The organism is Gardnerella sp. KA00127, assembly GCF_049244125.1.
In the GTDB taxonomy this organism is placed as follows: Bacteria; Actinomycetota; Actinomycetes; order Actinomycetales; family Bifidobacteriaceae; genus Bifidobacterium; species Bifidobacterium swidsinskii.
The window spans coordinates 985,989-1,011,122 of record NZ_CP058377.1 but is presented as its reverse complement, the minus strand read 5'-3'; the positions used below and the strand labels follow the sequence as shown (position 1 = coordinate 1,011,122).

At 38.8% G+C, this 25,134-nt stretch carries 17 protein-coding genes; 10 read left to right on the top strand and 7 right to left on the bottom strand.

The window, feature by feature from the left end:
• Positions 1 to 76 precede the first annotated feature (76 nt).
• Genes HXT48_RS03955 through HXT48_RS03940 form a run of 4 tightly spaced genes read right to left on the bottom strand, consistent with a single transcriptional unit; the run spans position 77 to position 5,799 of the window.
• Positions 77 to 2,026 carry an FAD-binding protein gene (locus HXT48_RS03955; protein WP_076002788.1) on the bottom strand — a complete coding sequence of 650 codons (1,950 nt, stop codon included), beginning with the start codon at positions 2,024 to 2,026 and terminating at the stop codon, positions 77 to 79.
• Between the two features lie 40 nt (positions 2,027 to 2,066).
• On the bottom strand, positions 2,067 to 3,611 hold the full coding sequence (dprA, locus tag HXT48_RS03950; RefSeq protein ID WP_421792984.1) for a DNA-processing protein DprA: 1,545 nt from the start codon (positions 3,609 to 3,611) through the stop codon (positions 2,067 to 2,069).
• Entirely contained in the window at positions 3,608 to 5,251 is a 1,644-nt protein-coding gene (locus HXT48_RS03945) for a YifB family Mg chelatase-like AAA ATPase (RefSeq protein ID WP_064621976.1), read from the bottom strand. Before HXT48_RS03945 ends, dprA begins: the two co-directional genes overlap by 4 nt.
• Positions 5,251 to 5,799 (bottom strand): YraN family protein, encoded by a 549-nt coding sequence (locus tag HXT48_RS03940; RefSeq protein WP_033888751.1) that lies wholly within the window; start codon positions 5,797 to 5,799, stop codon positions 5,251 to 5,253. Before HXT48_RS03940 ends, HXT48_RS03945 begins: the two co-directional genes overlap by 1 nt.
• Positions 5,800 to 6,119: 320 nt before the next feature.
• On the opposite strand from HXT48_RS03940, the gene HXT48_RS03935 reads away from it, so the two are divergent.
• The 4 genes from HXT48_RS03935 to HXT48_RS03920 all read left to right on the top strand — a co-directional run bounded on the left by HXT48_RS03935 (position 6,120) and on the right by HXT48_RS03920 (position 13,615).
• Complete coding sequence (locus HXT48_RS03935) at positions 6,120 to 7,442, top strand: O-acetylhomoserine aminocarboxypropyltransferase/cysteine synthase family protein (RefSeq protein ID WP_064621975.1); 1,323 nt, start codon at positions 6,120 to 6,122, stop codon at positions 7,440 to 7,442.
• Positions 7,443 to 7,711: 269 nt separating this feature from the next.
• A complete protein-coding gene (locus tag HXT48_RS03930; protein ID WP_082915503.1) occupies positions 7,712 to 8,551 on the top strand; it encodes an ABC transporter ATP-binding protein in 840 nt (279 codons plus the stop codon).
• Between the two features lie 17 nt (positions 8,552 to 8,568).
• A complete protein-coding gene (locus HXT48_RS03925) occupies positions 8,569 to 11,262 on the top strand; it encodes an ABC transporter permease (protein WP_421792983.1) in 2,694 nt (897 codons plus the stop codon).
• Between the two features lie 385 nt (positions 11,263 to 11,647).
• Entirely contained in the window at positions 11,648 to 13,615 is a 1,968-nt protein-coding gene (locus HXT48_RS03920; RefSeq protein WP_012914079.1) for a hypothetical protein, read from the top strand.
• Positions 13,616 to 13,697: 82 nt separating this feature from the next.
• On the opposite strand, the gene HXT48_RS03915 is transcribed toward HXT48_RS03920, so the two are convergent.
• Positions 13,698 to 14,483: a response regulator gene (locus HXT48_RS03915; protein WP_012914080.1), complete on the bottom strand. Its 786-nt coding sequence runs from the start codon at positions 14,481 to 14,483 to the stop codon at positions 13,698 to 13,700.
• Between the two features lie 12 nt (positions 14,484 to 14,495).
• Positions 14,496 to 17,045: a sensor histidine kinase gene (locus HXT48_RS03910; protein ID WP_421792982.1), complete on the bottom strand. Its 2,550-nt coding sequence runs from the start codon at positions 17,043 to 17,045 to the stop codon at positions 14,496 to 14,498.
• Positions 17,046 to 17,162: 117 nt separating this feature from the next.
• On the opposite strand from HXT48_RS03910, the gene HXT48_RS03905 reads away from it, so the two are divergent.
• The 4 genes from HXT48_RS03905 (at position 17,163) to HXT48_RS03890 (ending at position 21,551) form a co-directional block, all read left to right on the top strand.
• Positions 17,163 to 18,545, top strand: a complete 1,383-nt coding sequence (locus HXT48_RS03905; protein WP_288231111.1) for an alpha/beta fold hydrolase — start codon at positions 17,163 to 17,165, stop codon at positions 18,543 to 18,545.
• Between the two features lie 126 nt (positions 18,546 to 18,671).
• A complete protein-coding gene (proC, locus tag HXT48_RS03900; RefSeq protein ID WP_064621611.1) occupies positions 18,672 to 19,475 on the top strand; it encodes a pyrroline-5-carboxylate reductase in 804 nt (267 codons plus the stop codon).
• 54 nt (positions 19,476 to 19,529) lie between these two features.
• Positions 19,530 to 20,618: a redox-regulated ATPase YchF gene (ychF, locus tag HXT48_RS03895; RefSeq protein WP_004111381.1), complete on the top strand. Its 1,089-nt coding sequence runs from the start codon at positions 19,530 to 19,532 to the stop codon at positions 20,616 to 20,618.
• Between the two features lie 147 nt (positions 20,619 to 20,765).
• Positions 20,766 to 21,551 (top strand): L,D-transpeptidase, encoded by a 786-nt coding sequence (locus HXT48_RS03890; protein WP_064621610.1) that lies wholly within the window; start codon positions 20,766 to 20,768, stop codon positions 21,549 to 21,551.
• Positions 21,552 to 21,653: 102 nt separating this feature from the next.
• Here the strand turns inward: HXT48_RS03890 and HXT48_RS03885 are convergent, their stop codons facing one another.
• Positions 21,654 to 22,715, bottom strand: a complete 1,062-nt coding sequence (locus HXT48_RS03885) for a YeiH family protein (RefSeq protein ID WP_033888753.1) — start codon at positions 22,713 to 22,715, stop codon at positions 21,654 to 21,656.
• A gap of 221 nt (positions 22,716 to 22,936) precedes the next feature.
• Between HXT48_RS03885 and HXT48_RS03880 the strand changes: the two genes are divergently transcribed.
• Positions 22,937 to 23,302, top strand: a complete 366-nt coding sequence (locus HXT48_RS03880) for a DUF488 domain-containing protein (protein ID WP_012914086.1) — start codon at positions 22,937 to 22,939, stop codon at positions 23,300 to 23,302.
• 339 nt (positions 23,303 to 23,641) lie between these two features.
• Positions 23,642 to 24,931, top strand: coding sequence for a uracil-xanthine permease family protein (locus tag HXT48_RS03875; RefSeq protein ID WP_004119362.1), 1,290 nt, complete (start codon positions 23,642 to 23,644; stop codon positions 24,929 to 24,931).
• Positions 24,932 to 25,134: the final 203 nt, after the last annotated feature.

Sequence of the window (25,134 nt, the reverse complement as noted above, 5' to 3'; positions counted from 1 at the left end):
TTTCTTCTTCGCTTCGGCGTGTTGAAAAAATTACGAATTTTCAAAATATTTATATATGAAAATAGTAATAATAGTTTTAAATTATGCTATTTTCAGTATAAAAATCTCCTTTACTATCTTGTTTAAAATCAATAATATTCACTGACTTTTTTGCCAAGTTTCCATCAAAGTCAATGAACGAGTGTTGTGGCAATGAAGAAATATCATGTTTTGGATAGTCTCTTCTAAAGAAAGCACCTCTAGATTCATGTCTAGCAAGTGAAGATTGCAATACTGCCTTTGCAAGTAGTGACATGTTCTTTATTTCCCATATTGCAGTAATTTCTTGGTTAAAAACTAAATTATTGCTATGGATGTGTAATGACTGAATTTTAGGATCTATAAATTCTTGTATTTCATTAAGTGCTTCCTTAATTGATTGCTCGTCACATGATATTGCAACAGCGTTTTCCATGATTTTTCCTAAATCTGCAAATAATTTATAAGGATTATATTCTTCTTCTATTTGTGAAAATTCGTCGTTATAGCTGTTGTCTGTAAAATCTGTAGCTTGATTCGCACTTGTTTTCATAAGCTGATTAAGCTCATTATTTCTTTGTTTATATAAGACTTGTAGCGCAGTATTATTTGAGAAAGTTTTATTGGTTTCGTTGGTTTCGTTGGTTTTGTTACTGTTAGTTTCGTCATCCTTGTTTAAGTTTTTCAATTCTTTTGCTATTGTTGCTCCCGCGCGATTTCCAAAAAGGCATGCGTCAAGCAAGGAGTTTCCTCCTAATCGATTAGCTCCGTGCACTCCTACGCATGAGCATTCTCCGGCAGCGTATAAACCATAAACAATAGTTTGGTTGTTATTTTGCCATCTATATACTTTTCCATCCAAAGTTATCGGTATTCCGCCCATTGTGTAGTGAGCTGTAGGACGAATTGGGACTAAATCGCAAGTTGGGTCAAGATGAGCATATTTTTCAATAGTTTCTGTGACTTGTGGCAAGTATTCTAACATATTTTCTCGGCTGATATGTGTCATATCTAGCCAAACGCAATCGTTATGTGAATTGCTTTGTTGCGTAGTTGTTGAATCGTTTACACCTCTGCCTTCGCGAATTTCTTGGGCAATTGCACGAGAAACAACATCTCTTGGAGCTAAATCTGCATGTACTTCATCGTATTTTTTCATAAAAGCTTCGCCATTTGAGTTCCTAAGCACGCCGCCTTCAGCTCTTGCTGCTTCTGAAAGCAGAATACCAGTATGAGCTAGTCCAGTAGGGTGGAATTGAATGAACTCGCAGTCTTCAAGTTGTAATCCTGCTTTTAAAGCTAAAGCCATGCCATCGCCTGTTAAATCCCACGAATTAGATGTTGTTGCAAATAATCTTCCCGATCCGCCTGTAGCTAAAAGTAGGAATCTAGATTTTATTGCTCGCAAGTTTCCTGCAGATAAATCAAATGCAACAATTCCTTCAACGCTCATAGTTTGATCGTTTATAGCAACATCTGTTACGTAACAATCTTCAGCAAATACAATATTCTCGGAAACACATTGTTGCCATAAGCTATGTAAAATTTGGTGACCAATACGATCTGCAGCAAAAGCTGCACGTTCAATTGGATTCTTTCCAAAATTAGCAGTATGTCCACCAAAACGGCGTTGGTTAATATATCCATTTTGTGTTCGAGAAAATGCTACGCCATCATGTTCAAGCTGAATAACTGTTTTTGGTGCTTCTTTTGCAAGTAGCTTTGCTGCATCTTGATCGCTTAGCCAATCTCCGCCATGAACTGTGTCATAATAATGCCATTGCCATTTGTCGTGCTCTACATTCCCAAGGCTTGCTGCTATACCTCCTTCAGCAGAACCCGTGTGTGAACGCAATGCTGGCACTTTAGAAATCACTAAAATTGATGGTGTTTTTCCTTCTTTTTTCATGCATGCGTATTCTTCGGATTTAATTAATCCTAGTGCTGCAGATAATCCTGCAGCTCCAGCGCCAACAATAATAACATCGTAGTATTCGCTTGATTGCATACTTTTATTTTCTCACATATCTTGTATTGAGCGCGTTATTTTACGCTACTTTTTGCTGTGATAATGTTAAATTTTCTTTATTTTGTACAATAATTCCTTCCAATTCTAGCAATGCAATTTTTCCAGAAATTTCAGCAATAGATGGTATGTAATCTAATTGTTTTTCTTTGTAAGAAGTTTTTATTATTTCGTATATTCTGTCAATATTTGCAAGTTCGCGTTCGCGTTTGCACGTTGTAATTGCGTCGATAATTAGTTTTTGTGTATTGTCATAATTTTTATAGTCTATACTTAATTTTTCTGGTTTAGGTTGAGAATAAGCAAAGTAGTGATGAGATTGAGGAAACAGAATATCTATATCTTGAGTTGAACACAATATTATAGCTTGTGAATCGTGTATTAGCTTGTTGCATCCCGCATTATTAGGCTGATTGATATCTCCTGGTATAGCGTATAGTTCGCGATTTAAATTCGTTGCCCATGTTGCAGTATTTAGTGCTCCGGATTGTAATCTTGCTTGAGCAACTATAATTTTTGATGCTAGAGCTGCAATAATTCTATTTCGCAATAAAAATCTGTGGCCTACTGGTGTTGTATCTGGGCATAGTTCGCTAATACACACTCCGCCTTTTGCAATAATTTGTTCAAAAAGCTGATAATTGCATCTGGGGCCCATATGATTTAATCCTCCTGCAAATACAGCAATGGTTTTTCCTGTAGGCTTATTTTCATCTATATCTTGTGCATCTAATGCGCCCCAATGTGCTGCTGCATCAATTCCGTACGCTCCACCAGAAATAACAGTATGACCTTTCGAAGCGCAATCATAAGCAAATTGATATGCGAGTTCTCTTCCGTAGTCTGTGCAAGAGCGTGAACCAACAATAGCAAGTGGATTATGACATTGTGTTAATGTTTGTGGATTCCCTACGCCCCACAAGCATAAAGGTGGTGAGAAATGACTCTGAAAAGCCAAATCTTGTAATTGTTTCGGCCAATATTTGCTGTGGGGTGCAATAATCCATTGCTTTCCGCCACAAGTGAACCATTGACATAGTGATTCATTATTCCATGTCGGCAAATGCAATAATCGAACGCACCATTTTGAAATAGAATTGTGTAGCACTTCTAAAGATTTAGGCGCATTATTGTTGTGATAACCCCACGCTGTTAAGCCCTTCTTGAAATAATTTTCTAAGAGAGCAAGCTCTTTATGTTTTTTTATGAAACTTAACATTGTAGATACTAATTCTTGATTTTTGTTACGTTTTCTTGAGCTAAAAGTTTTAGAATTGGCATCGTTTTCTTGATCTGCTACTTCACTAATAATTGGAAGTTGCATTTGTTGAGCTGAGTCTGTTGATTGTTGTTTCGTATAATTTTTCACAATTGTTTTTAATAGTGAAACAATTTCTTTAGCGCTTTTAGATCCCAATAGTAGTGTGTACATAATTGCATCCACTCCTTCAAGGCAGAATGTAAGTATTGCACGAGATATTGTTTCTTCGTCTGGTGAAGAAAAATCGCTAGATGCACTAATGGTTTCTTTAGTGTTATCCGTGTTGTTTATGCTCTTAGTGTTCATATTCGTGTCCTTAAACTGATAGCTTGTGCCATGTCTGTCATGTCTGGTGAAGTGTGTCCAGAAAGATCAGCAAGTGTCCACGCGAGTCGCAATGCTCTATCTGCTCCGCGCAAACTCAATTGATGCTTTTCTAATGCACGGTTAATAAGTCCTACAGCTTGCTGTGAAGTGTATTTTCTAAGCCACGTTCCAGATGCTTGTGCGTTGCAATCCCAACCTTGTTTTATAAAACGATCGCGAGCAATTTTACGAGCTTCTATTACGTTACCTCGCATTGTTTTGCTATTCAGATACGTGTTTTTAACTGAGTTTTGTGCATTGTCTTGATGATGGTTTGAAATAATAATTCGTTCTACTGGAGGTACATCCATTTGAATATCAATACGGTCAAGAATTGGACCTGAAAGGCGTGAAAAATATCGTGCTCTTTCGCGCTCTTTGCAAGTGCATCTTTCTCCATTTCCGTATGCGTAGCCGCAAGGACAAGGATTTGCAGCAATAACAAGCTGGAATTTAGCTGGATAAAGAGTTGTACCTTTTGAACGAGAAATAGCAATATGCCCTGATTCCAATGGTTCTCTTAGGGTTTGCAATACTCTAGGAGAAAACTCTGGAGCCTCATCCATAAACAGCACTCCGCAATGTGCTCTAGTAATAATCCCAGGTTTTGCAACTCCTGTTCCTCCTCCAATAAGAGAAGCTGCTGAAGCAGTATGGTGAGGTGCTTCAAATGGTGGAATATTGCTAATTCCGTAGTAGGGAAGTGTGCCACAAAGTGAACGAATTGAAGCAACCTCAAGCTGTTCTTGTTCGTTAAGTGGACACATAATGCTTGGTATTCGTGAAGCTAGCATGGTTTTTCCAGATCCTGGAGGTCCAATCATCATCACGTGATGTCCTCCAGCTGCAGCAACTTGTAGAGCCCATTTTGTATGTTCTTGCCCTATTACTTCAGACATATCTCCAATTTCATATTTTGGTTCAATTTGTAGTGGGGAAGTGCTTTCTTCGTGAATTGACGGATTATAATCTTCTTCTCCATTGTTATAATTTCCATTTCGCTCAAGAACTTGCATATGTTTATACGCAGGGTCTTCTTCAATAAGCTTTAGTGATTCCTCGCTCAAACTGCCATGCAATTGCGTCACTAAATCTAAAATATGGTGTATTCCAATAGATTCAATTCCATCTACAAGTTGTGCTTCGGCAAGATTTTCTTGTGGAATAATCATTCGTTTAAAATGCATCTTTTTTGCGTAAAGTGCAATAGGAAGAATGCCTTGAATAGGTAATACTGTCCCGTCAAGATTTAGTTCTCCTAGAATAACTGTATTTTCTAATTCTGTAAGTGGAATATACTTTTCTGCGCTTAGTATGCTTGCTGCGATAGCTAAATCGTATGATGCTCCGCTTTTTGGCATTGAAGCAGGTGATAAGTTTACTGTTATCCTTCCTTCAGGCCATTTGCAATGCAACGCAAAATGAGCTGATTTAACGCGCTCTCTTGCTTCGCTTAATGAAGTGTCAGGTAAGCCGATAATAGAAAAGTTTGGCATATTTCCAGATATAAAAGCTTGCAGCTGAATAGTAAAAGCTTTAAGACCAATAAGTCCTATTGATGTTGCGTTTCCAATATGCATTAGAATGCTCCTTGAACATGCTTGAATTGGATTGATGAATTATCTTCAATTTCTTCCAAGGATTGCAATTCATATGCAGAATCTGGATAAGTGTATTTGTTAATAACGAGAATTGATACAGCATCAAATCGAATACGGTAATGAGGTATGTCGCTTCCGCATTCTTCCAGCCATTTCATACCAGTTGTACGTAATTTGCTACATTTTTCTTGAGTAATTGCTTCAAGTGGAGTGCCACAACGTACGCTTCTTCGAGTTTTTACTTCTACGAATACCAATTTTTGTTCTGGAGTAATCATTACCAAATCTAGCTCTCCATTGCGGCAATGCCAGTTTCTGTCAATAACGTGCCACCCTTTTTGCATAAGTCGCAAAGCGGCGTATGTTTCTCCCAGTTTTCCCAACTCTTTACTTTCAAGAGAATCATCTTGAAGCTCGTTGGACACTTGTTCAAGTTTTTCTTGCAAAAATACTTGAGCAGTTTCAGCGTTGTCAATCTCGTCAAGCGAGATAATTTCATCGTCAATAATGTGTTTTTGTGTAATCATGCTGCTATTTTCTGTGCTTATTGAGCAGTAATCCAGATTTTTTAAGCATTGTGGATAAAAGCTGCATACGGCGTGTTGTATTAGAAATTCAGTATATTTTCCGTATTTTTCTAAAACAAATTTCGCTATTTTTTGCAAACTGTTAATTCGTTATAGCTAATTTTGATAACCACAGGTATGTACGAATGAACCATAGTGGCATATTGTCGTTATCACTTAAATAAATATGTAAACAGAAAACGGAAAAGTAAGCGGATGCGCAAAGTAAGCTGAAGCAAACTAATCTACTGTTTAAAAAGTCGCAAAACTGGAGGGGTATTATGAGCGATATTGAAGAAACGCAAGGAAAGTATCATTTTGAGACCTTGCAATTGCATGTAGGTCAAGAGCAGGCGGATCCGGCAACTGATTCTCGTGCAGTTCCTATTTATCAAACAACAAGCTACGTATTCCATGATTTTGACCATGCTGCAGCTCGTTTTGATTTGCGTGACGCTGGAAACATTTATGGTCGTTTAACGAATTCTACTCAAGATGTTTTTGAGCGCAGAATTGCAGCTCTTGAAAGTGGTACTGCAGCTTTGGCTGTTGCTTCTGGCGCGGCCGCTGTCGACTATGCTATTCGTAACATTACGCAGCAGGGCGATCACATCGTGTCTTCAAAGAATGTGTATGGTGGAACTTATAACCTTCTTCGTCACACTCTTCCTCGAGATGGTGTAACAACTACTTTTGTCGATCCTAAGCATCCTCAAAACTTCGAGGATGCTATTCAACCAAATACAAAGCTTGTATACTTTGAAACTTTCGGTAATCCTAACGCAGATTTGCCTGATTTTGAGACTATTTCCGAGATTGCTCATCGCCACAATCTTCCTGTTTTTGTTGACAATACTTTCGCAACTCCATATCTTTTCCGTCCGCTTGAGCATGGTGCAGATATTGTAGTCGAATCTGCTACGAAATTTATTGGCGGTCATGGTACAACTCTTGGTGGCATTATTGTTGAAGGCGGCAATTTTGATTGGGCTAAAGTCCCTGGAAAATTCCCAACTCTTACAGAAGCTGACCCAAGTTACCACGGTTTGAACTTCTATGAAGCTTTAGGACCTGTGGCTTTTGTGACGCGTATTCGTGCGATTATTTTGCGCGATACTGGTGCTTGCATTAGCCCATTTGCAGCATTCTTGCTTTTGCAAGGCACGGAAACCTTGAGCTTGCGTGTTGAGCGTCACGTTGAGAATGCGTTGAAGGTTGTTCAATATTTGCAAACTGTGCCAGAGGTTGAATCTGTAAGTCATCCTTCTATTGAAGGTCGTTCTGATCACGAGCTTTATAAGCGTTACTTCCCGAATGGTGGAGGCTCTATTTTTACGTTTGATATTAAAGGTGGAAGGGATGCAGCTCGCGTATTTATTGACAATTTACAGCTTTTCTCATTGCTTGCAAATGTTGCTGACGTGAAGTCATTGGTTATTCATCCTGCATCTACTACGCACTCTCAGGAAACTCCTGAAGAATTGGAAGATCAAGGCATTCATGAAGGCACTATTCGTTTGTCTATTGGAACTGAACATATTGACGATATTCTTGCTGATTTACAGCGCGGGTTTGATGCAGTTCGTAAAGCAGGACTTGCTTAAATAGAAAAGAGAAAGCAAAGCAAAAATTATCAATTAAAAATATTCCTGAAGATCCATTACCATTTTATTCGGAGCGCATATTGTATTTGTATGTGCTCCGATTTTTATACATTTTGTAAATTTGTGCATCATACTTTAGGATGAGACGCTAATTTTTTCTCAATAATTTCCGCCTTACGCACGATGGTAATCAGCTGTATTTTTCCGTAAATTTAAGTATTAGCAGTAGATAACTATGCGATTACTACTTTTTAAGAAAAGGAGCAGTTATGAACAGTCCGTACGAAACAAGCTCATACGAGCAAGAAAATGCTTTAGATTTTAGAGCAGATTTTAACCAAAACTTGATTGGTGAAACAGCAGTTGCAGCTTTGCATGTTGTTAAAGATTTTGGCAAGGGTGCAGGCATTGTTCACGCTTTGCGAGATGTAAGCGTAAGTTTTGAACGCGGCAAGTTTACGGCGATTATGGGTCCTTCTGGCTCAGGTAAGTCAACTTTAATGCATTCCTTGGCTGGTCTTGACAGCGTTAATTCTGGAAAAGTTTTGGTTGATGGACTAGATATTACAGGCATGAGCGATAAGCAGCTTACGCTTATGCGACGCGAAATGGTCGGATTTATTTTCCAAAGTTTTAATCTTCTTCCAATGTTTAGCGCTGAGCAAAATATTCTCATGCCTCTTACTTTGGCGGGCAAAAAGCCAGATAAGCAATGGTTTAATACTTTGGTTAATACTCTTGGCTTGCAAAATCGCTTAAAGCATAGGCCTGCTGAGCTTTCTGGTGGCCAGCGCCAACGTGTTGCAATCGCTCGAGCTTTAATCTCTAAGCCTTCCGTAGTTTTTGCAGACGAGCCTACCGGAAATCTTGACTCTGCTTCCAGCTCAGAAGTTTTGCATTTCTTGAAGAAGTCTGTAACGGAGCTTGGTCAAACTGTGATTATGGTTACTCACGACGCTGTTGCAGCCTCTTACGCGGATCGAGCAATCGTGTTTGCAGATGGCCAAATCGTTGAAGATGTGCAAAATCCTACTGCGGAAGGCATGAGCAAGATGCTTATGGAACGCAGCGAGGCTGGTATTAGTAATCAGTCTGCTCAATTGCAATAAAAGGTGGTGAAGTTAGAATGTGGAAAATCGCGCTAAAACTTATGCGTAAAAGCGTGCGCATGCTAATCGCCTCTGGAATTGCAATTCTTATAGGCAGCATGTTTATGAGCGCTACTTTGCTTTTTGTAAACAGTGTTGACGACTTGATGGTTCGCAATGCAACGGAAGAATTCCATAGCGCAAATTATGCAATCTCATCTAAAAGCTCTAACAGTTCTCCGAATAGTGGAATTCATTATAAAGACCTTCATTTAGACGAAATATCGAAGATGCCTGGTGTCAACGGTATTCGTAGTGACGATGCGACTGCGCTTGTAGGAGTAGAAAAAGGTGATAAATCAGTTACAAGTATTGCTTGGTCTAGTGGTTTGTATGGAAATCTTCCCGTGTATAAATCAACAGAAGGTAGAGATCCGCAAAAAATAGGCGAAATTACGCTTATTAAAAGTATTGCTAAATCCATACATGCAAATATTGGCGATACTATAACCTTGGTTAAAGTAGATGAAACTGGCGAAAATAAAGAAAAATCGTACGATGTTCGTGTGGTTGGTCTTGTTGACGATGGAGAACATTCTCAAATACCAATTTCAAATCGCGGCACGTATCTTGGTGGCATAACGAATGATTTTTGTGCAAAACTCAACAATCTTAAAAATTTTGACAATCAAGTTGTGCAAAGCAAAGTGTACATGAGTATTGATGAATCTAAAATAAACGATTTATCTCCTAAGATTAACGCTTTGCTTCCAGAGCAATTTTCTCTTATGTCTAGGCACGAAGTTGGTGTAAGAGCTGTTCGAAGTGTGTCAAACGGCACAAATTTTGTGACTATGTTCTTGCTATCGTTTGGTGTTCTAGCGTTGCTTATTTCTTCGCTTGTTATAGCAAACACATTCCAAGTGCTGGTTGCTCAACGCAGACGCACTCTTGCGCTTTTGCGCGTAATCGGTGCACAATCTCACCAGCTTTATGCTGCAGTTTTGCTTGAAGCTGCAATACTTGGAGTTATTTCCGCGGCTGTTGGTGTGCTTTGCGCAATCGGATTTATGGGCGCAATTAGTAACGTGAATATTAATTCTGGACCGTTATCTAAGATTCCTTTGATTGTCTCGCTTCCAGCGGTTGTCTGGCCAATAGCAATTGGCACGATTGTAACAGTTCTTGCGTCTATGAGTGCTGCGCGATCTGCTACAAAAGTAACGCCTATGGAAGCGCTACGACCAATGGATTTGATGAAAGATAAGCGTGCAAGCATTATTCGCGCTGTTTTTGGCGTGATATTTATTGTTGTAGGTATTTTAGCTACGGCTTTAAGTGCTACTTCTTTAGCAAGCATGATTGCGGGGAAGTCTCCTACTGCTGGTTCTGATTCTTGGATGACTTTGCTTGGAGCAATGTTTGGTTGTGCGCTTGTGTTTATTGGAATTATTATTACAGCAACATTCTGGATGCCGTTTGCTATGAAGGCAACTGGCGCAGTTATGGCACTTTGTGGTCCTGCTTCTAAAGTTGCTAACGCAAACGTGCAACGAAACCCTAGAAGAGTTGCAGCAACTGGAACAGCTTTGCTTATTGGGGTAACGCTTGTTTCAACAGTAGTAACTGGCGCAATGTGCGGTAAAGCAACTCTTAAAGGTGTTGTTGATGACCGTTACAGTGTTGACATTATTATTCAAGGCAAGAATGTTGATGAATCTTTAGCTGCCGACATTTCAAAGATTAGTGGAATAAAGCATACTGAGTTGCTTCCTGCAGTTCCTATGACTTTTAAGAACGCTAAGGGCAAAACTGAGTACGCTATGGCAGCTGGAGTTGATAATGTAAATCAACTTAGAAATGTAATGCACACTGACCTTGATGGCGTTAATATAAACAAAGATTCTGTGCTTTTGCCTAAGTTTAATGATGAAGGTGGAGAGCCTTTTGATCTTAAAAAAGGAAGTCTTAATCTGCAGGCTTATGTAGAAAAGTACAGTTCTGGTGAAACAGACAGTGATAATATTACGCCATTTACTGGCATGAATACAGACTCTAGTAATAACGATAAGAGCATTACTGTAAAGCAAGTTCAGTTTAAGAAGTATCGAAATGTTGGTGTGTATTCAAATAATACTGCTTTTGTGAGCAAATCCTACTTCAATAACTACCTTAAGCCTACAACGCATATTTTGCTCATTTCGGTAGACTCTAGCAAAGCTAATCTTGTAGATATTGCTAAAAACATTCGAAATGTTACATCTAGTTATGCGGAGGTTGTGTCTACTGGAAGCGTGTTTGAGCGAGCAAAGTGGGAGAGTACTATCGACGCAATGATGATGGCGCTTGTTGGCTTAATAGCAGTAGCTGTTGTGATTGCTTTAATAGGCGTTGCAAACACATTAAGCTTGTCTGTTATTGAGCGAACCAAAGAATCTGCAACTTTGCGCGCAATCGGCATGACAGGGGGACAGGTTAGAAGGTCTCTTGCATTGGAAGCAACGTTGATTTCCTTAACAAGCACTGTTTCAGGCTTGATTGTTGGAACAGCATTTGGTTGGATTGGATCCTACATGGTATTTAGCACAATTGGCAAAGTTCCGTTTGTAGTTGATTGGACTATTTACGCGGTTCTTGCTCTCATCGCTTTGCTTGCAGCTCTTCTTTCCAGCGTGCTTCCAGCTCGTAGAGCAGTGAAGTCTTCGCCAGTAGTTGCGCTCGCGGAGGACTAAATTTCGTAAGAACATATGTGAAAAGATAGTCTGTAGAAGTTAAGTTGCAGAAAAAATAGAGATAGTGCCGGTATGTAAATTTTACTTATCGGCATTATCTTTTTCTTAGGCTTTTTCGACACTCTGAAAAAATTTGTAATATTGTTATTATTTTTTTATTAAAACGTGCGTATAATTATGCGACTAGCATAATATTATGTAAAAAAAAAGAGCATTTTTTATTAGTAATATTCAAAAATAATACGATTATTATTCATCATGACAAGTTTTATCGGAAATATTCCGAATAAATGGCATTGAAAATGTATTTATTTCTTTGTTATGCTCAAAATGACTGCTGACATAAGTTAGACATGAAGGCCGCTACGAGCAAGGAGTAACAAATATGGTAACGGTCAAGAAAAAATCTGCCGCAGCAATCGCAGGATTTGTTTTGTTCCTGCAAGGTCCAATGCCAGCATGGGCGCAAGAAGCTGCTGAGGTTGTACAAAATACGCAAGCTCAAACAGAGGTGACTGCAAAAGCATCTACTGAAAATAAATTATTGCAAGTTGAGCATAACATTGAAGAATTAAAGTCTAAAATTGATGAGCAAACTAAAAATCTTGAAGATGTAGTAAATAAGTTAAATAAGACTATAGAGAATATTAATACTTTTACAAAAGGTATTGCTAAAAAAGAAAAAGAACTTGATGGAATAAATAAAGTTATTGGAACTGATTTAGCTCAAGCACAAGCTGTTCTAAAAGATCTTAAGAAGAAAAAGCAGCTAAAAGAAGTAGAACTTAAAAGTCTTGAGATTCAGAAAGAACAGTCTAAAGATAATTATGAAAAATCAAAAAATGAATTAGATTCTCTTATCTCTCTTGAGAGTGAAGAATCTTCTAAGAAAGATTCATACGAGAAAATATATAAAAACTATGAGAATAAGATGCAGAATCTTAATTCAGACATTAAAGTTCTTTCTGAAGAAATAGAAAAGGATAGAGCTGCTCTGCTAAAACTTAGTGCTAAAGTAGATGAAGATGCGAAAGCATTGGAAGATGCAGAGCATCAAGATAATGCAGATTTTGATAAATTGCGTTCTAATCTTGAAAATGCTGACAAAGAGTTTAATTCTTTAAATCAGGAAATTGGTGTAAAGAAACTTAAGCTTAGCGATATGAATTCTTCTTTAACTCAGCTTGAGCCTAAGTTTAATGAAGCTGTAAAGTCGTTCGAAGAACAATCTAAGCAGCTTGAAAGTATTAAGCAAGATTTAGACATTGCAAAACAAGATACAGAAGATAAGCTTAAAGATTTGAATGATAAGACTAGTTCTATTGAAAACATTAAAGAAGAGCTTTCTGCAATAGAAGTAGATATCAACAGTTATGAGCTTTCTAATAATGAATCTGAAAGAAATAAAAAGATTGAAGGTTTGCGAACAAATATTGCTGTACTTAAAGATCTTCTAAAAAATTTCCAAGTTCAAAAAGTAGACAATGAAAAAGCAAAGAAGAATTTAGAAGATACTTTGAATGATCTTAAGAATCAGCATAGTCTTGCATTAGCTGAACTTGACGCTTTGAAAGCTTCTCAATCGGAAAAGAAGAAGAGCTCTGAAAGTGACTCTACTTCACCTGTTCCTAAAAGAAATAATTCTGATTCTCAAACACAATCTAATGATTCTGAAAGAAGAATTGCTCCTAATAATCCGCAATCTTCTGTAAATTCAAAAGATAATGCTGATTCTTCTATGCATCCTAAAGTTTCTACTCCTTCTGATGTAGAAACTTCGGGAGCGCCTTCTGTAAAGCATTCTGGAACTTCTTCTAAAACTCCTTCTGAAGCGCCTTCAAGTGCGACTAAAGAAACCTCTTCTTCTAGTGAAAGCTATGTTCCTCCGGTAACTGCTGTTGAAGAACAGAAACAGAATGAGAATATTTCTCAGGAGCAGCCTGCAGCTCAGTCTTCTAATCCTGTTCGTACTGTTGCAGTAAAGGATATTGTTTCTGAAGATGCTGCAGATAAGCAGTCAAAGCCTGTTGAAAGCAAGACTGTTGAATCTGCAAAGCCTTCTGCAAAGACTTCTGAATCTAATGTGGCTAAAGAAAACGCTAAAACTGCAGAAAGTACTGAAACTGCCGAAAATGATGATGTTCAGGATCGTCCTGCTAACGAAACTGACGAAAAGATTTCGGATACAGTAAGCGAAAAGCCAAAAACTCAAGCTAGTGCTACAAGCGAGAACAAGTCTTCTGGCAATATGCTTAGCAATATAATGTTGGGTGTTTTGGGTGTGCTAACTATTTCTGGAGCTGCTGCTGCCGGCGTTACTGTTATGCGTCACCGTCGCCTTCCGAGAGCATAAATTATAAAAAACTACTCGGTACGTTGATAATCTAAATTTGCGGCTATTTGTGTCTATCATAAATAGCCGCAGATTTATATGCTTACGGCTTAACTAAGCCATTTTCATAAGCGAAAACTACAGCCTGCACGCGGTCTCGAGCACCGATTTTTCCTAAAATATGCGCAACATGAGTTTTAACTGTTGGCAAACTAATAAATAGTTTGTCAGCAATTTCCTGATTTGAAAGTCCGTGAGCAATTTCAACAAGAACTTCGCGTTCTCTATCAGTAAGTTCTGTAATAGCTGAATTTGTGTACGCGCAGCTTTGTGTTGCTTGCGCAGCCGGATTTGCTTGTACATCGTAACTTTCTTGTGCAGCGTAATTCGCAGTGTAATTCGCAGCACTGTTTTCTGTAGTATTTGTTGCTACTTTGCCTTGCTGAATCATATTTTCAATCAAACGCTTCGTAGCAGTCGGAGCAATAATTGCGTTTCCTTGATACACTGTTCGTATTGAATTAAGCAAAGTTTCAGGTTCAGTATCTTTCAAAAGGAACCCGGAAGCACCAGCATGAATTGCAGCCATAACATATTCGTCTAAATCAAAAGTTGTTAGAATAATAATTTTAGTATTTTCGTTAGTTTTTTGCTGCAGAATTTTGCGAGTTGCTTCCAATCCGTCCATTACAGGCATGCGAACGTCCATAAGAATAATGTCTGGATTTTGGCTTTTAGAAAGCTCCACAATTTGTGATCCATTAGAAGTCTGAGATACAACGTGCATATCTTGCTGCGAATTTATTACCATCGCAAATCCTGCTCGCACAAGCTCCTGATCGTCTGCTATTGCAACGCGAATTACTTCATTGTTTTCCATATTTTCCATAGTATCAACTTACTATTGCTTATTTAATGCGTTGTGTTGAATTTGCTCATCAAGTGGGGCAGCAGGGCGAATAGCAATCTCAGTTACATTCGCAGCATTATTTGCTGAATGAACGCTTGAACCTGTTTCTCGCAAAACTCCAAGCAATTTTCGCATATATTTCAGTGCCGAACGACCTTCATCTCCAATATTTTTAAAGGCTTTACTAATTTCTTCACTTTGTTCCTGTGATTGCTTTGGTTCTGATAACTTTCGATTTTCTGCATTGCTATTTGTTTTTTCGTATTTATTTAGCATATCAATTCCGCTATTTGCGGCATCGATTACTTTATGCAATGTAATAGCAACTTTTTGCTGAATATTTGAGCTAAGTCGTTGCCTTTCTGCGTTAGCTGCAAGTACTTCTAGCTGTTTTTGCTCTTGCTCTAATTCTGTTCTGCGCGCTTTTAGAATCAGCAAATTATTGTCATCGTTTCTGCGGGAATAAGCAAATGCAATGGCCGCAAAACAAATTAACGCAACTATAAAACCAAAAACTAATCCAACGGACGCAAATTGCATAAAGTCATAAAAATTGGTTGTGGCAATATTTGATGTAAAGAATCGTATTGGAGTTTCAGTTTGTGGAATATTTTTTGATGAAATACCAATTTTTACGGCGAAAATAGCAGATTCGGCAAGCACTACTGCGCTAACCCATTGCCATGCGCGTTTTTTACCGTAGAGCACAGCAGCGTAAATAATATTTGGTATGAAAAAATTAGCGAATAAAATATTCGGCAAGAGTATAAGCTGTATTGCAGAAAATACTGCTGCAACAATTGCGCATGCGGTTGGAGCTTTTCTGCGAAACATGAATGGCACCATGGTTGTAAGAGTAAATACTTTATAAAGTATTTGTAATGAAAGCGAGTTGGAATATTGTGAAGACATTCCAACTCCAACAATAAAATCGTAGGTTGGCAGAAAGAGCATCATAACAACCCAAGGTGATGCATAAATAATGTCTCCAATAAGCCAATGTTGTTCAAACCATTGTGATACTTTCTCAATCCTATTTTTTGAAGTATTTGCTTCTGGTAAAACGTATGGCAAAACGTTTGTCGAAACTTCCGATGATGTTGAAACGTTTGCATTTTCCGGTTTTGTTTGTGCTTCTGCTTGATTATTAACTTTTGCATTCTTATGAGTAACGTTATGAATACTATTTAATACAGAAGCAGTACTGTTTGACTGGTCTGCGCTGTAGGAATATGGAATAAAAGCAACAATACTAAACGTTCCATCATTCATTTTTCCATAATCAAGCGTTCCGTGAAGATTTTCAATTCGCTCTTTCATGCCAATCAAACCATAACCGTTTTTATGTGGCGCATTGCTATTTTGCGTTTGGTTAGCTTCGATTTTGTGTATTTCATTTGTAATTTTTAGTTTTAAACCTTGGTTGTTCCATTCTTCATGAATGTTTACTTTAACGCATTCGCCTGCATGCTTTCGAATATTAGTAAGAGACTCCTGAACAACGCGGTATGCAACGGTTTGTGCGTCCGCGTTAAGCCTATTTTGAGAATTTATGCCATCAACAGTGTGCCAAAAAATATTTTTAGGAGATGCAATTTTTGCTTGCTCAATAAGAGAAGGCACGTGATTGAAGTCCAATTGACCCGATGGAGCGTCTGTTAAAGCTTCTAGAAGTCGGCGCATATCGTGAACGGCTCGCTCGGCTTCATTTTTAATAATATGCATTGTTTTTTTAGCAAGCGAAATATCTTTGGTTGCTGCATAACGACCACCATCTGCTTGCACAATAATAATAGAAAGCGTGTGAGCAACAATATCGTGCATATCTCTGGCAATTCTTGCGCGTTCTGCAGTAACAGCAATATGCTGAGCTTTTTTGCGGTATGCGCGAATAGAATTATTGTGATCTTGTAAAAGTTGAATAGTATGCACGTGAGTGCGCTGCCAGTAGCCAATAATAACCGTAATAGTGGTAGTAATAATCGCAAAAATTATTGAAGGAATTGCAAAATTAAGTATATTTGAAACGCAATTTTTTATGTTACTACTATTTATATTTTGTACACTACAAGTGTAACTAGCTTTTGAATGATTGTTGCCATATATTGGCCCCATTACGATATTCCACGATATTATTGCGCAAGATAATACTGTTGTTACGTAAGCTGCAATAACAAAAGCTTTTGAATGTTCTGGATTTCCGCGCGCAATAGCATTAACAAGTAGCACGAAACCAAAGAAATCAGCGAAAAGTTGAGTAGAGCCAAATGCTACTTGCACAATGAAAATAACAATAAAAATAGTAGCCGATTGTTCAGGCCATAGTTTTCGGACTGAAAGTAGTAATGCAACAACAATATTGATAAGCGTTACTGTAATAAGCGAACCTTGAGTCAAAAAGCCATCAACGTTGCTTATAACGTAGCGATCGCTTGAAAGCATAAAAAGAATAAACGGAATAATACCCCACAATATATCGTTTAGCGTAAGTTCAGTGCGTAAGCGTTGTATGCAACTGTTAAACGTGTGAGATATTTTCATATTTACTAGGCTAGTGCATAGTACTTTATAGAACAATCAAACTTGAGTATGATTTATAAATAGAGTGTGTAATTGATAGTTGCAATGTAGCACGAAAATAAAGAAAGGGATGGCAAGATGGCATTGCTTACAAGCTATTATGTTCCGGGATTGCATATTGAAGAACGAGCGATTGATGTTCCGCTTGATTGGGAGGGTAACACTCCGGGTGGTGCTATCAAAGGTGAGACTATTCGCTTATTCTGCAGAGTAGTTTGCGCTCCTGAGCATGTGCATGACGATTTGCCGCTGCTTGTGTTCTTGCAAGGAGGCCCAGGCGGGCAGTGCCCACGTCCGCTTTCACCTTCTAGCGATGGTTGGATTCAAGAGGCTATTAAGCATTTTCGCGTAGTTTTGCCGGATCAGCGCGGTGTTGGACGTTCCTCAAGGGTAGATGCTTCAACCATGAAGCGTATGTTGGATGACGGCGTTAGTGTTGAGCGTCAAGCATGGTATTTGAAGCGTTTCTTAGCTGATTCAATTATTCGCGATTTTGAGCATTTGCGACTTACTGAGTTTGATGCGAAGCCGTGGGTGTCTTTGGGACAAAGCTACGGCGGTTTCCTTACGCTTACATATTTGTCACTGTTCCCGCAAGGATTAATTGCAAGCTTCACAACCGGCGGTATTCCTCATGTTCCGGCGAATGCGCGTGAAGTTTACGAACACACGTTCCCGCGTATGGCTCGCAAAACAGAGCAATTCTATGAGCGTTATCCGCAGGATGTGGCTCGCGCCGCTGCTATTGCAGACCGTATTGCTCAAGGAGACGTTATGCTTCCAAATGGCGAAAAACTTACGGTTGAACGATTCCAAATGTTGGGCTCTTCCTTTGGTATGAAACCAAGTTTTGAGCGAGTGCACTGGCTTCTTGATTCCGCTTTTTCTGACGGTGACGGTTCGCTTAAAGCTTTCAAACACGCTGGCGGTTCTGTTGCTGGTAGTTTAAGCGACGAGTTTGTTTACGGTGTCATGGACTCTACAGCTTCTAGTCCACTTTATTGGCCGCTGCAAGAATTTATTTATGCTGACGGTGAATTGGAACACCCAATTTTGTGGGCTGCTCAACAGGTTCGAGAAACTATGCCAGAGTTTTCTGGTTCTGCACGTCCGCTTCTTTTTACGGGCGAAGCTATGTTTCCTTGGATGTTTGATCAAGAAAAAGCTTTGCAGCCATTCTTGCCAGCAGTTGACTGCTTAATGAGCGACAAGCAGTTTGGCAAGATTTATGATCAAGAGCAGCTTGCTAATAATGAAGTTCCACTACAGTCTGCAGTCTACTTTGATGACATGTATGTTGATTCTGGTCTTCAGTTAGATACGCTTTCTCGTATTGCAAACTCCCATTATTGGACAACGAATGAGTTTGAGCATGATGGTTTGCATGGAGATGTAGTATTCCGTCATCTATTTGATGAGGCTTTAAATCGCGGTGATTTAGAGGGAATTTACAAGAGATAAGCCGTATACAAAGGTAATAATTTTAATATGCGCAATGATTATAGTGCACTCTTTGCTATGCTATACATCTGTTTGCTTAGTAATGAGTGCACTACTGTTTTATCAATGCGCTAAAGGGAGTCATGTATGGGTACTTGTGTATCTGGAACTGTTGGTTTTATAGGCTATGGCAATATGGCACAAGCAATCGCTAAAGGTGCGCTGAATGCAGGAGTATTGCAAGGTGAAAATATTGTTGCGTGCGCGCATAATTTTGAAAAACTCGAGCGTAATACTTCACTAATTGGCGCTCGCGCTATGCGTACTGCTCAAGAAGTGTGTGAAGCAAGTGATGTGATTATTATTGCTGTAAAGCCGTATCAGGTTGCTGAAGTGCTTAAGCCAATTTGTGAAGTTATTAATGAACGAGGTATTGCTGTTATTTCCGTTGCAGCCGGTTGGACGCTTGAGCGTTACATGGAACTGCTTGGCAAGAATGCTCATGTTCAGTGCATTATTCCGAATACTCCTATTGCGGTCTGCCAAGGCGTGACTTTAGCTGAAACTACTCATACGCTTAGTGATAGTCAACTTTCAATGTTTAGTGCTTTATTTGAGCCAATTTCTTTGGTAGAGCGAGTGAATAGTGATCATATGAATATTGCAATGTGTATTTCTAGCTGTGCTCCAGCTTTTACAGCAATGTATATGGAAGCATTGGGCGATGCTGGTGTGAAATATGGTTTGCAACGTGATTGTGCTTACCGTTTGGCTGCAAAAATGATTGAAGGAGTAGGTGCGTTATATATGGATTCGCGCACTCATCCAGGGATTATGAAAGATGCAGTGTGCTCTCCTGGAGGAACAACTATTCGTGGCGTTGCTGAGCTAGAATCTCGCGGATTTAGGGGAGATGTGATTGCTGCAGTTGATGCTATTGAAAATAAATAGTAAATAAAATCAAGTTGTGTCGGCTTTCCCGGCGCTGGTCTAAACTAGGTAAATATGTCTTTAACTATTGGAATTGTTGGATTGCCAAACGTTGGTAAGTCCACTATGTTTAATGCTTTAACCCGCAACAACGTTTTGGCGGAGAATTATCCGTTTGCAACTATTGAGCCTAATACTGGTATTGTTCCGCTTCCGGATTATCGTCTTCCAGTTTTAGCTAAATTAGTTAATACTGAAAAGATTGTTCCAGCAACAGTTACTTTCGTTGATATTGCAGGAATTGTTAAGGGTGCCTCCGAGGGTGAAGGCTTGGGCAATAAGTTCCTTGCTAATATTCGCGAAGCAGACGCTATTTGCGAAGTTGTTCGCGCGTTTAATGACGACGATATTGTGCATGTTAACGGAAAAGTAGATCCTGCTGACGATATTGACACGATTAATACTGAGCTAATTCTTGCCGATATGCAAACTATTGATAATGCTTTGCCAAAGCTTGAAAAAGATTTGCGCGGTAAGAAAGTTACGCAAGAATACGTAGACGCTGTAAATAAAGCTAAGGAAATTCTTGAATCTGGCAAAACTATTGACCAGGCTCATAACGAAAAGCTTATTGATAAAAACGACGTGTATGATTTGCACTTGCTAACTGCTAAGCCATTTATTTACGTGTTTAACGTGGATGATTCGGAGTTGGCTGATGAAGATTTAAAGTCTAAACTTTCTGCATCTGTCGCTCCTGCAAAAGCAATATTCCTTAATGCTCAATTTGAGTCCGAACTTACTGAGCTCGACGAAGCAGATGCTCGTGAAATGCTTGAAGATGCTGGTTTGAAGGAATCTGGTTTGGATCAGCTTGCTCGCGTAGGATTCGATATTTTAGGTCTTCAAACCTATTTAACTGCCGGTGTTAAGGAAGTTCACGCCTGGCAGATTCATAAAGGCTGGACTGCTCCACAAGCTGCTGGTGTGATTCACACTGATTTTGAGCGTGGATTTATTAAGGCAGAAATTGTGTCATATGATGATTTTGTTGCTGCTGAAGGATCTATGGTCAAAATTAAAGAGGAAGGCAAGCTTCGTCTTGAAGGCCGTGATTATGTTATGCAAGACGGCGATATTGTTGAATTTAAGTTCAACGTATGAGATTGTTTGCGAAAATAAAAGCAGTATGATTCATATTTAATATTGCTGAATTAATAAGTGAAAAAATATTGCTTTTTGCGCGTTGCATCTAATAATTTCCTGCTAAACTATTGGATGCAACGCTTTTGCATTTATATAGGAGACATAATGCAGTTTATTCGTAACATAATGAATGACATTAAAAAGTGCATTCGCATTGCTGCGAAAATGCGCAACTGGTGGAGGAGAAGCTCTAAAGCTGCTCGTATTACGTCTTCTGTTTTATTAGCTTCTTTGCTGATTGCATGGTTGTGCTTTATTATTTTCGAAACTGTTAATATGGTTTCTTACTCGTCTAGATACAGCGCAAAATTGCAGAATTCTGTATTAATTCAGCGCGAAAAAAATGCTTATAGTGACAATCTTGGTAATAAAGACAATGAGGTTGCTGATAATAAGTCGTTTGAAAAATATTTCGATAAATATTGCAAACAAAAGTTAGATAAATCAACGGTTAATCATGTTTTTTGGAAACATCCTACTGGTGGTGAATATCCAAATCTTTCAGGGGTTAAAGTTTCTGACTTAAAAGTTAATGTGGACTTAAAAAAGCAACGAGTGCATATTCTTGCCAATGGTAAAACTGTATATACAATGATTATGAGTTCTGGAATGGGTGATTCCACTCCTCATGGTGATTATCACATTAATATGCGCGGAAAACATTTCTTTAATCATGAGGAAAAAGTTGGTGCTGATTATTGGGTTGGTTTTATTGGTGGAGAATACTTATTCCATTCGGTTCCAACGCGCTACAACTTTGGTGAATATATTCCGTCGGAGGGCATGAAACTTGGTAAGCCTGCTTCGCATGGTTGTGTGCGTTTAAGTGTTGCGGATGCCAAATGGTTTTATAAAAATATTCCTGATGGAACGGCTGTGCATATTAGATAGATTTTTCAAGAATACGCGAAAATAAATTATCGAGAATATAAAATGAGGATCTTCAAACGAAGACCCTCATTTGTTAAGCAAAACTATTCTGTAATGTTTTATTTAGAAGAACAGTACTGCAGCTGCATAAGCCAAAGCAACTAAAACAATAGAAGCTAGGAAGCTTGCTGCAAATGCTGCGCGACCTTGCTTGAAAATAGCTCGGAAGTTTACGTTAATTCCAAGTGCAGCCATAGCCATGCCAAGGAAAACGTATCCTGCTTCTACAAGAGTTGATGCGTGTGCCGCTACGAAAGGAACGTAAGTTCCAATAACAGATGCTGCAATAAAGCCAAGCATAAACCATGGGAAGCTAATCTTATGCTTTCCGCCATTTTCAACTTTGCTATGACGAGCATTCCACCAAATTGCAATAAAGATGGAGGCTGGAACGAGCATAAGAACTCGCGAGAGCTTCATGATTGTTGCAACATCGATACTATTGAACGCTCCGCCAGCTGCAACAGCATGTGCAATTTCGTGAAGTGATGCACCTGCTGTAATGCCAAGCTGCTGCTTAGTCATGCCAAAGTTAGGCAGGATGAAAATTTCAGCAAGAGCGTAAATAGTGCCCATAATTGCAACTGTTGCAACAGCCATAACTTCGTTCTGTTCTTTCTCATCTTCCTCTTCTGGAAGAACTGGCATTGAGCCAGAAAGACCCATAACTGCAGCAGCTCCACAAATACTTGTGCCTCCTGCTGTAAGCATTGCAAGCTGAGGATTTACTTTCAAGAGTTTAGCAATGTTATAAGTTACGCAAACCATTATTGCAACTAACACAGCTGCAATAGGCAAGCATTTAATGCCCTTGGTAAACAAATCATGCAAATTCAGCTTAAATCCGAGGAGAATAATACCTAGGCGAAGAAGTTTGTTTGCAATCAAACCAGCAGCGCTTTTAACGCCTGCTCGCCTTGAATCATTATTCATTTTGTACACGTGCAATGGCAGCTGCAGAGCCATGCCAACAAGCAACGCAATAATAAGAGCACCAAGTAATTGGAAACCTGGGTACTGCTTAAGCCAGCTGCCAATAAAGGAAGCTAGAAGTGTCAATACAGCAATAAGAGCCATATCGATGGTGCAGATTTTCTTTTTCCATGTATCAAAGAAATTAACCATTTAGCCAAGTATTCTCCCATAATCGGACAAAAACGAACATAAATTAAAAAAATTAAGCAAATTTTATATAATTTTGCTGCAAATAAACGCGACACGCCGACATAAAATCACATAATCGAACATAATAACTCAATTTATATCGCAGATATCTTTTGCTAGTAAATAATTCCTTGAAAAAATAAATAAAGCTGCGATTATGGTAAACGTATAAAGGAGATTTTATGAACAAGTGCACTGTGAAGATTAAGCGTGTGTATGAAACGATTAGTGAAGATGATGGTGTGAGAGTCTTGGTTGATAGACTTTGGCCGCGTGGTATAAGCAAAGAATATGCTCATATTGATAAATGGCTTAAAGATATTGCTCCTACTTCGCAGTTACGCAAGTGGTTTAATCATGACCCGGAGCATTTTGAAGAATTTTCACATCGTTATGTTGAAGAACTTGATTCAAATCATGAAGCTGTTGGTGTGATTATGGATTTGTTTAATAAGTATCAAACTATAACTTTGTTGTATGCTGCAAAAAATCCAAAAGTAAATCACGCATTAGTTTTGCAAGAATATTTACAAAAATTACTTGCTTGAGTATGTGTTTACTAATTTTGCGATTGTTTAACTTTGCCTAACTTTAATTATTTTATAAACATAAGTTAGTAAGTATCAACTTTAGTTGGTGTTCATTGCATTCTTTTCAACACGCCGACCTTGCTTGATATTCCAACAAAAATAAAAAACAAAACTGTAATTTTTTTCTTATGCTCGACACTTTCGTTTTGCGACATTAGAATGTCCCTTTGGCATATGGGTCGGTGGTGCAATGGACCTCCCAGAAGCTGCCATCCCAGCGCTCAATGAGTGCTTGTTTTTTTAGCGACACTTGTTTTACACAACATTTTGCATAGCTTGTTTTTGCAAGGAGAAGAAATGAATTCATTATTCACGTGGCAGCTTCACGGTAATGGCAAAACGTTAAAGCCTGGTGAAGTTGTAGAGCCAGACGAGCGTTTGACTTGGACTCGTACTGCTGGAATTGGTGCTCAGCATGTTATTGCAATGTTTGGTGCTACGTTCTTGGTGCCTATTCTTACGGGCTTTGATCCATCAACAACATTGATGTTCACTGCTATTTCTACAGCACTGTTCTTACTTATTAACGCAAATAAGCTTCCTAGTTATCTGGGAAGCTCTTTTGGTCTTATAGCACCTGTTATGGCTGTAACAACAGCTCATAAAGGTATTGCAGTTGCAAGCTTTGGCATTATGTGCACAGGTTTGCTTCTTGCTCTTATAGGTGTGCTTGTACATTTTGCAGGAGCTAAGTGGATTGACATTATTATGCCACCTGTCGTAAACGGTGCAATCGTTGCAATTATTGGTTTTAATTTAGGACCTGCAGTTTGGACTAACTTCCAGAAAGCTCCAGATACAGCTCTTGTGACATTAGTTGCTGTAATGCTTATTGCTGTAGTATTTCGCGGTCTTCTTGGTCGTTTAAATATTCTTTTAGGTGTTCTCGTTGGTTACGCTTATGCATGCTTCCAAGGTCAAGTCGATTTTAAAAAGATTGAAGAAGCTTCTTGGATTGGTTTTCCTAAATTCCACACGCCACAAGTTGATTTCTCTGTTCTACTTATGTTCTTGCCGGTAGTACTTGTTCTCATTGCAGAAAATGTTGGTCACGTAAAGTCTGTAGCTCAAATGACTGGTCGCGACTATGACTCTAAGATTGGAACTGCATTATTCGCAGATGGTTTTGGTACAGCTATTGCTGGTTTATTTGGCGGCTGTGGTACCACCACGTACGGTGAAAATATCGGTGTTATGGCTGCAACAAAGGTTTATTCTACTGCAGCTTATTGGTGTGCTGCAGCTTTTGCTTTTATATTGAGCCTTTGCCCAAAGTTTGGCGCTGTTGTAAATTCAATCCCAGCTGGTGTTCTTGGTGGCGTGACCACTTTGCTTTACGGCATGATTGGCATGATTGGCGTAAGAATCTGGGTAGAAAACAAAGTTAACTTCGATAAGCCAGTGAATATTATGATTGCTGCAATCGTTATGATTATTGGTATTGCTAACTTCCAGTTTGCTATTTCTGGAATTCAGTTCAACGGTATTGCAATCGGAACCGTTGTGGTGTTGGTTGTATACCACTTACTGAAGGCTATTGGAAAGCTTACTGGTACGATTGCTAAAGATGATCCTGATGTTGCCTAGCTTAAATACTCCAATTTGATTTAATTTAATCGCTTTAAGCGCGTTCGCATTAACTTGCGGGTGCGCTTTTTGTAATTAATTTTGATTACATAATATATAGATTGGGAATAATTAGTATAGTATCATTAACCTTATGTTGAAGCTCATCATAGAAGTAATTATTGGCATTATGTGGGTTGTTGCTGGTGCATATATGGCTAAAA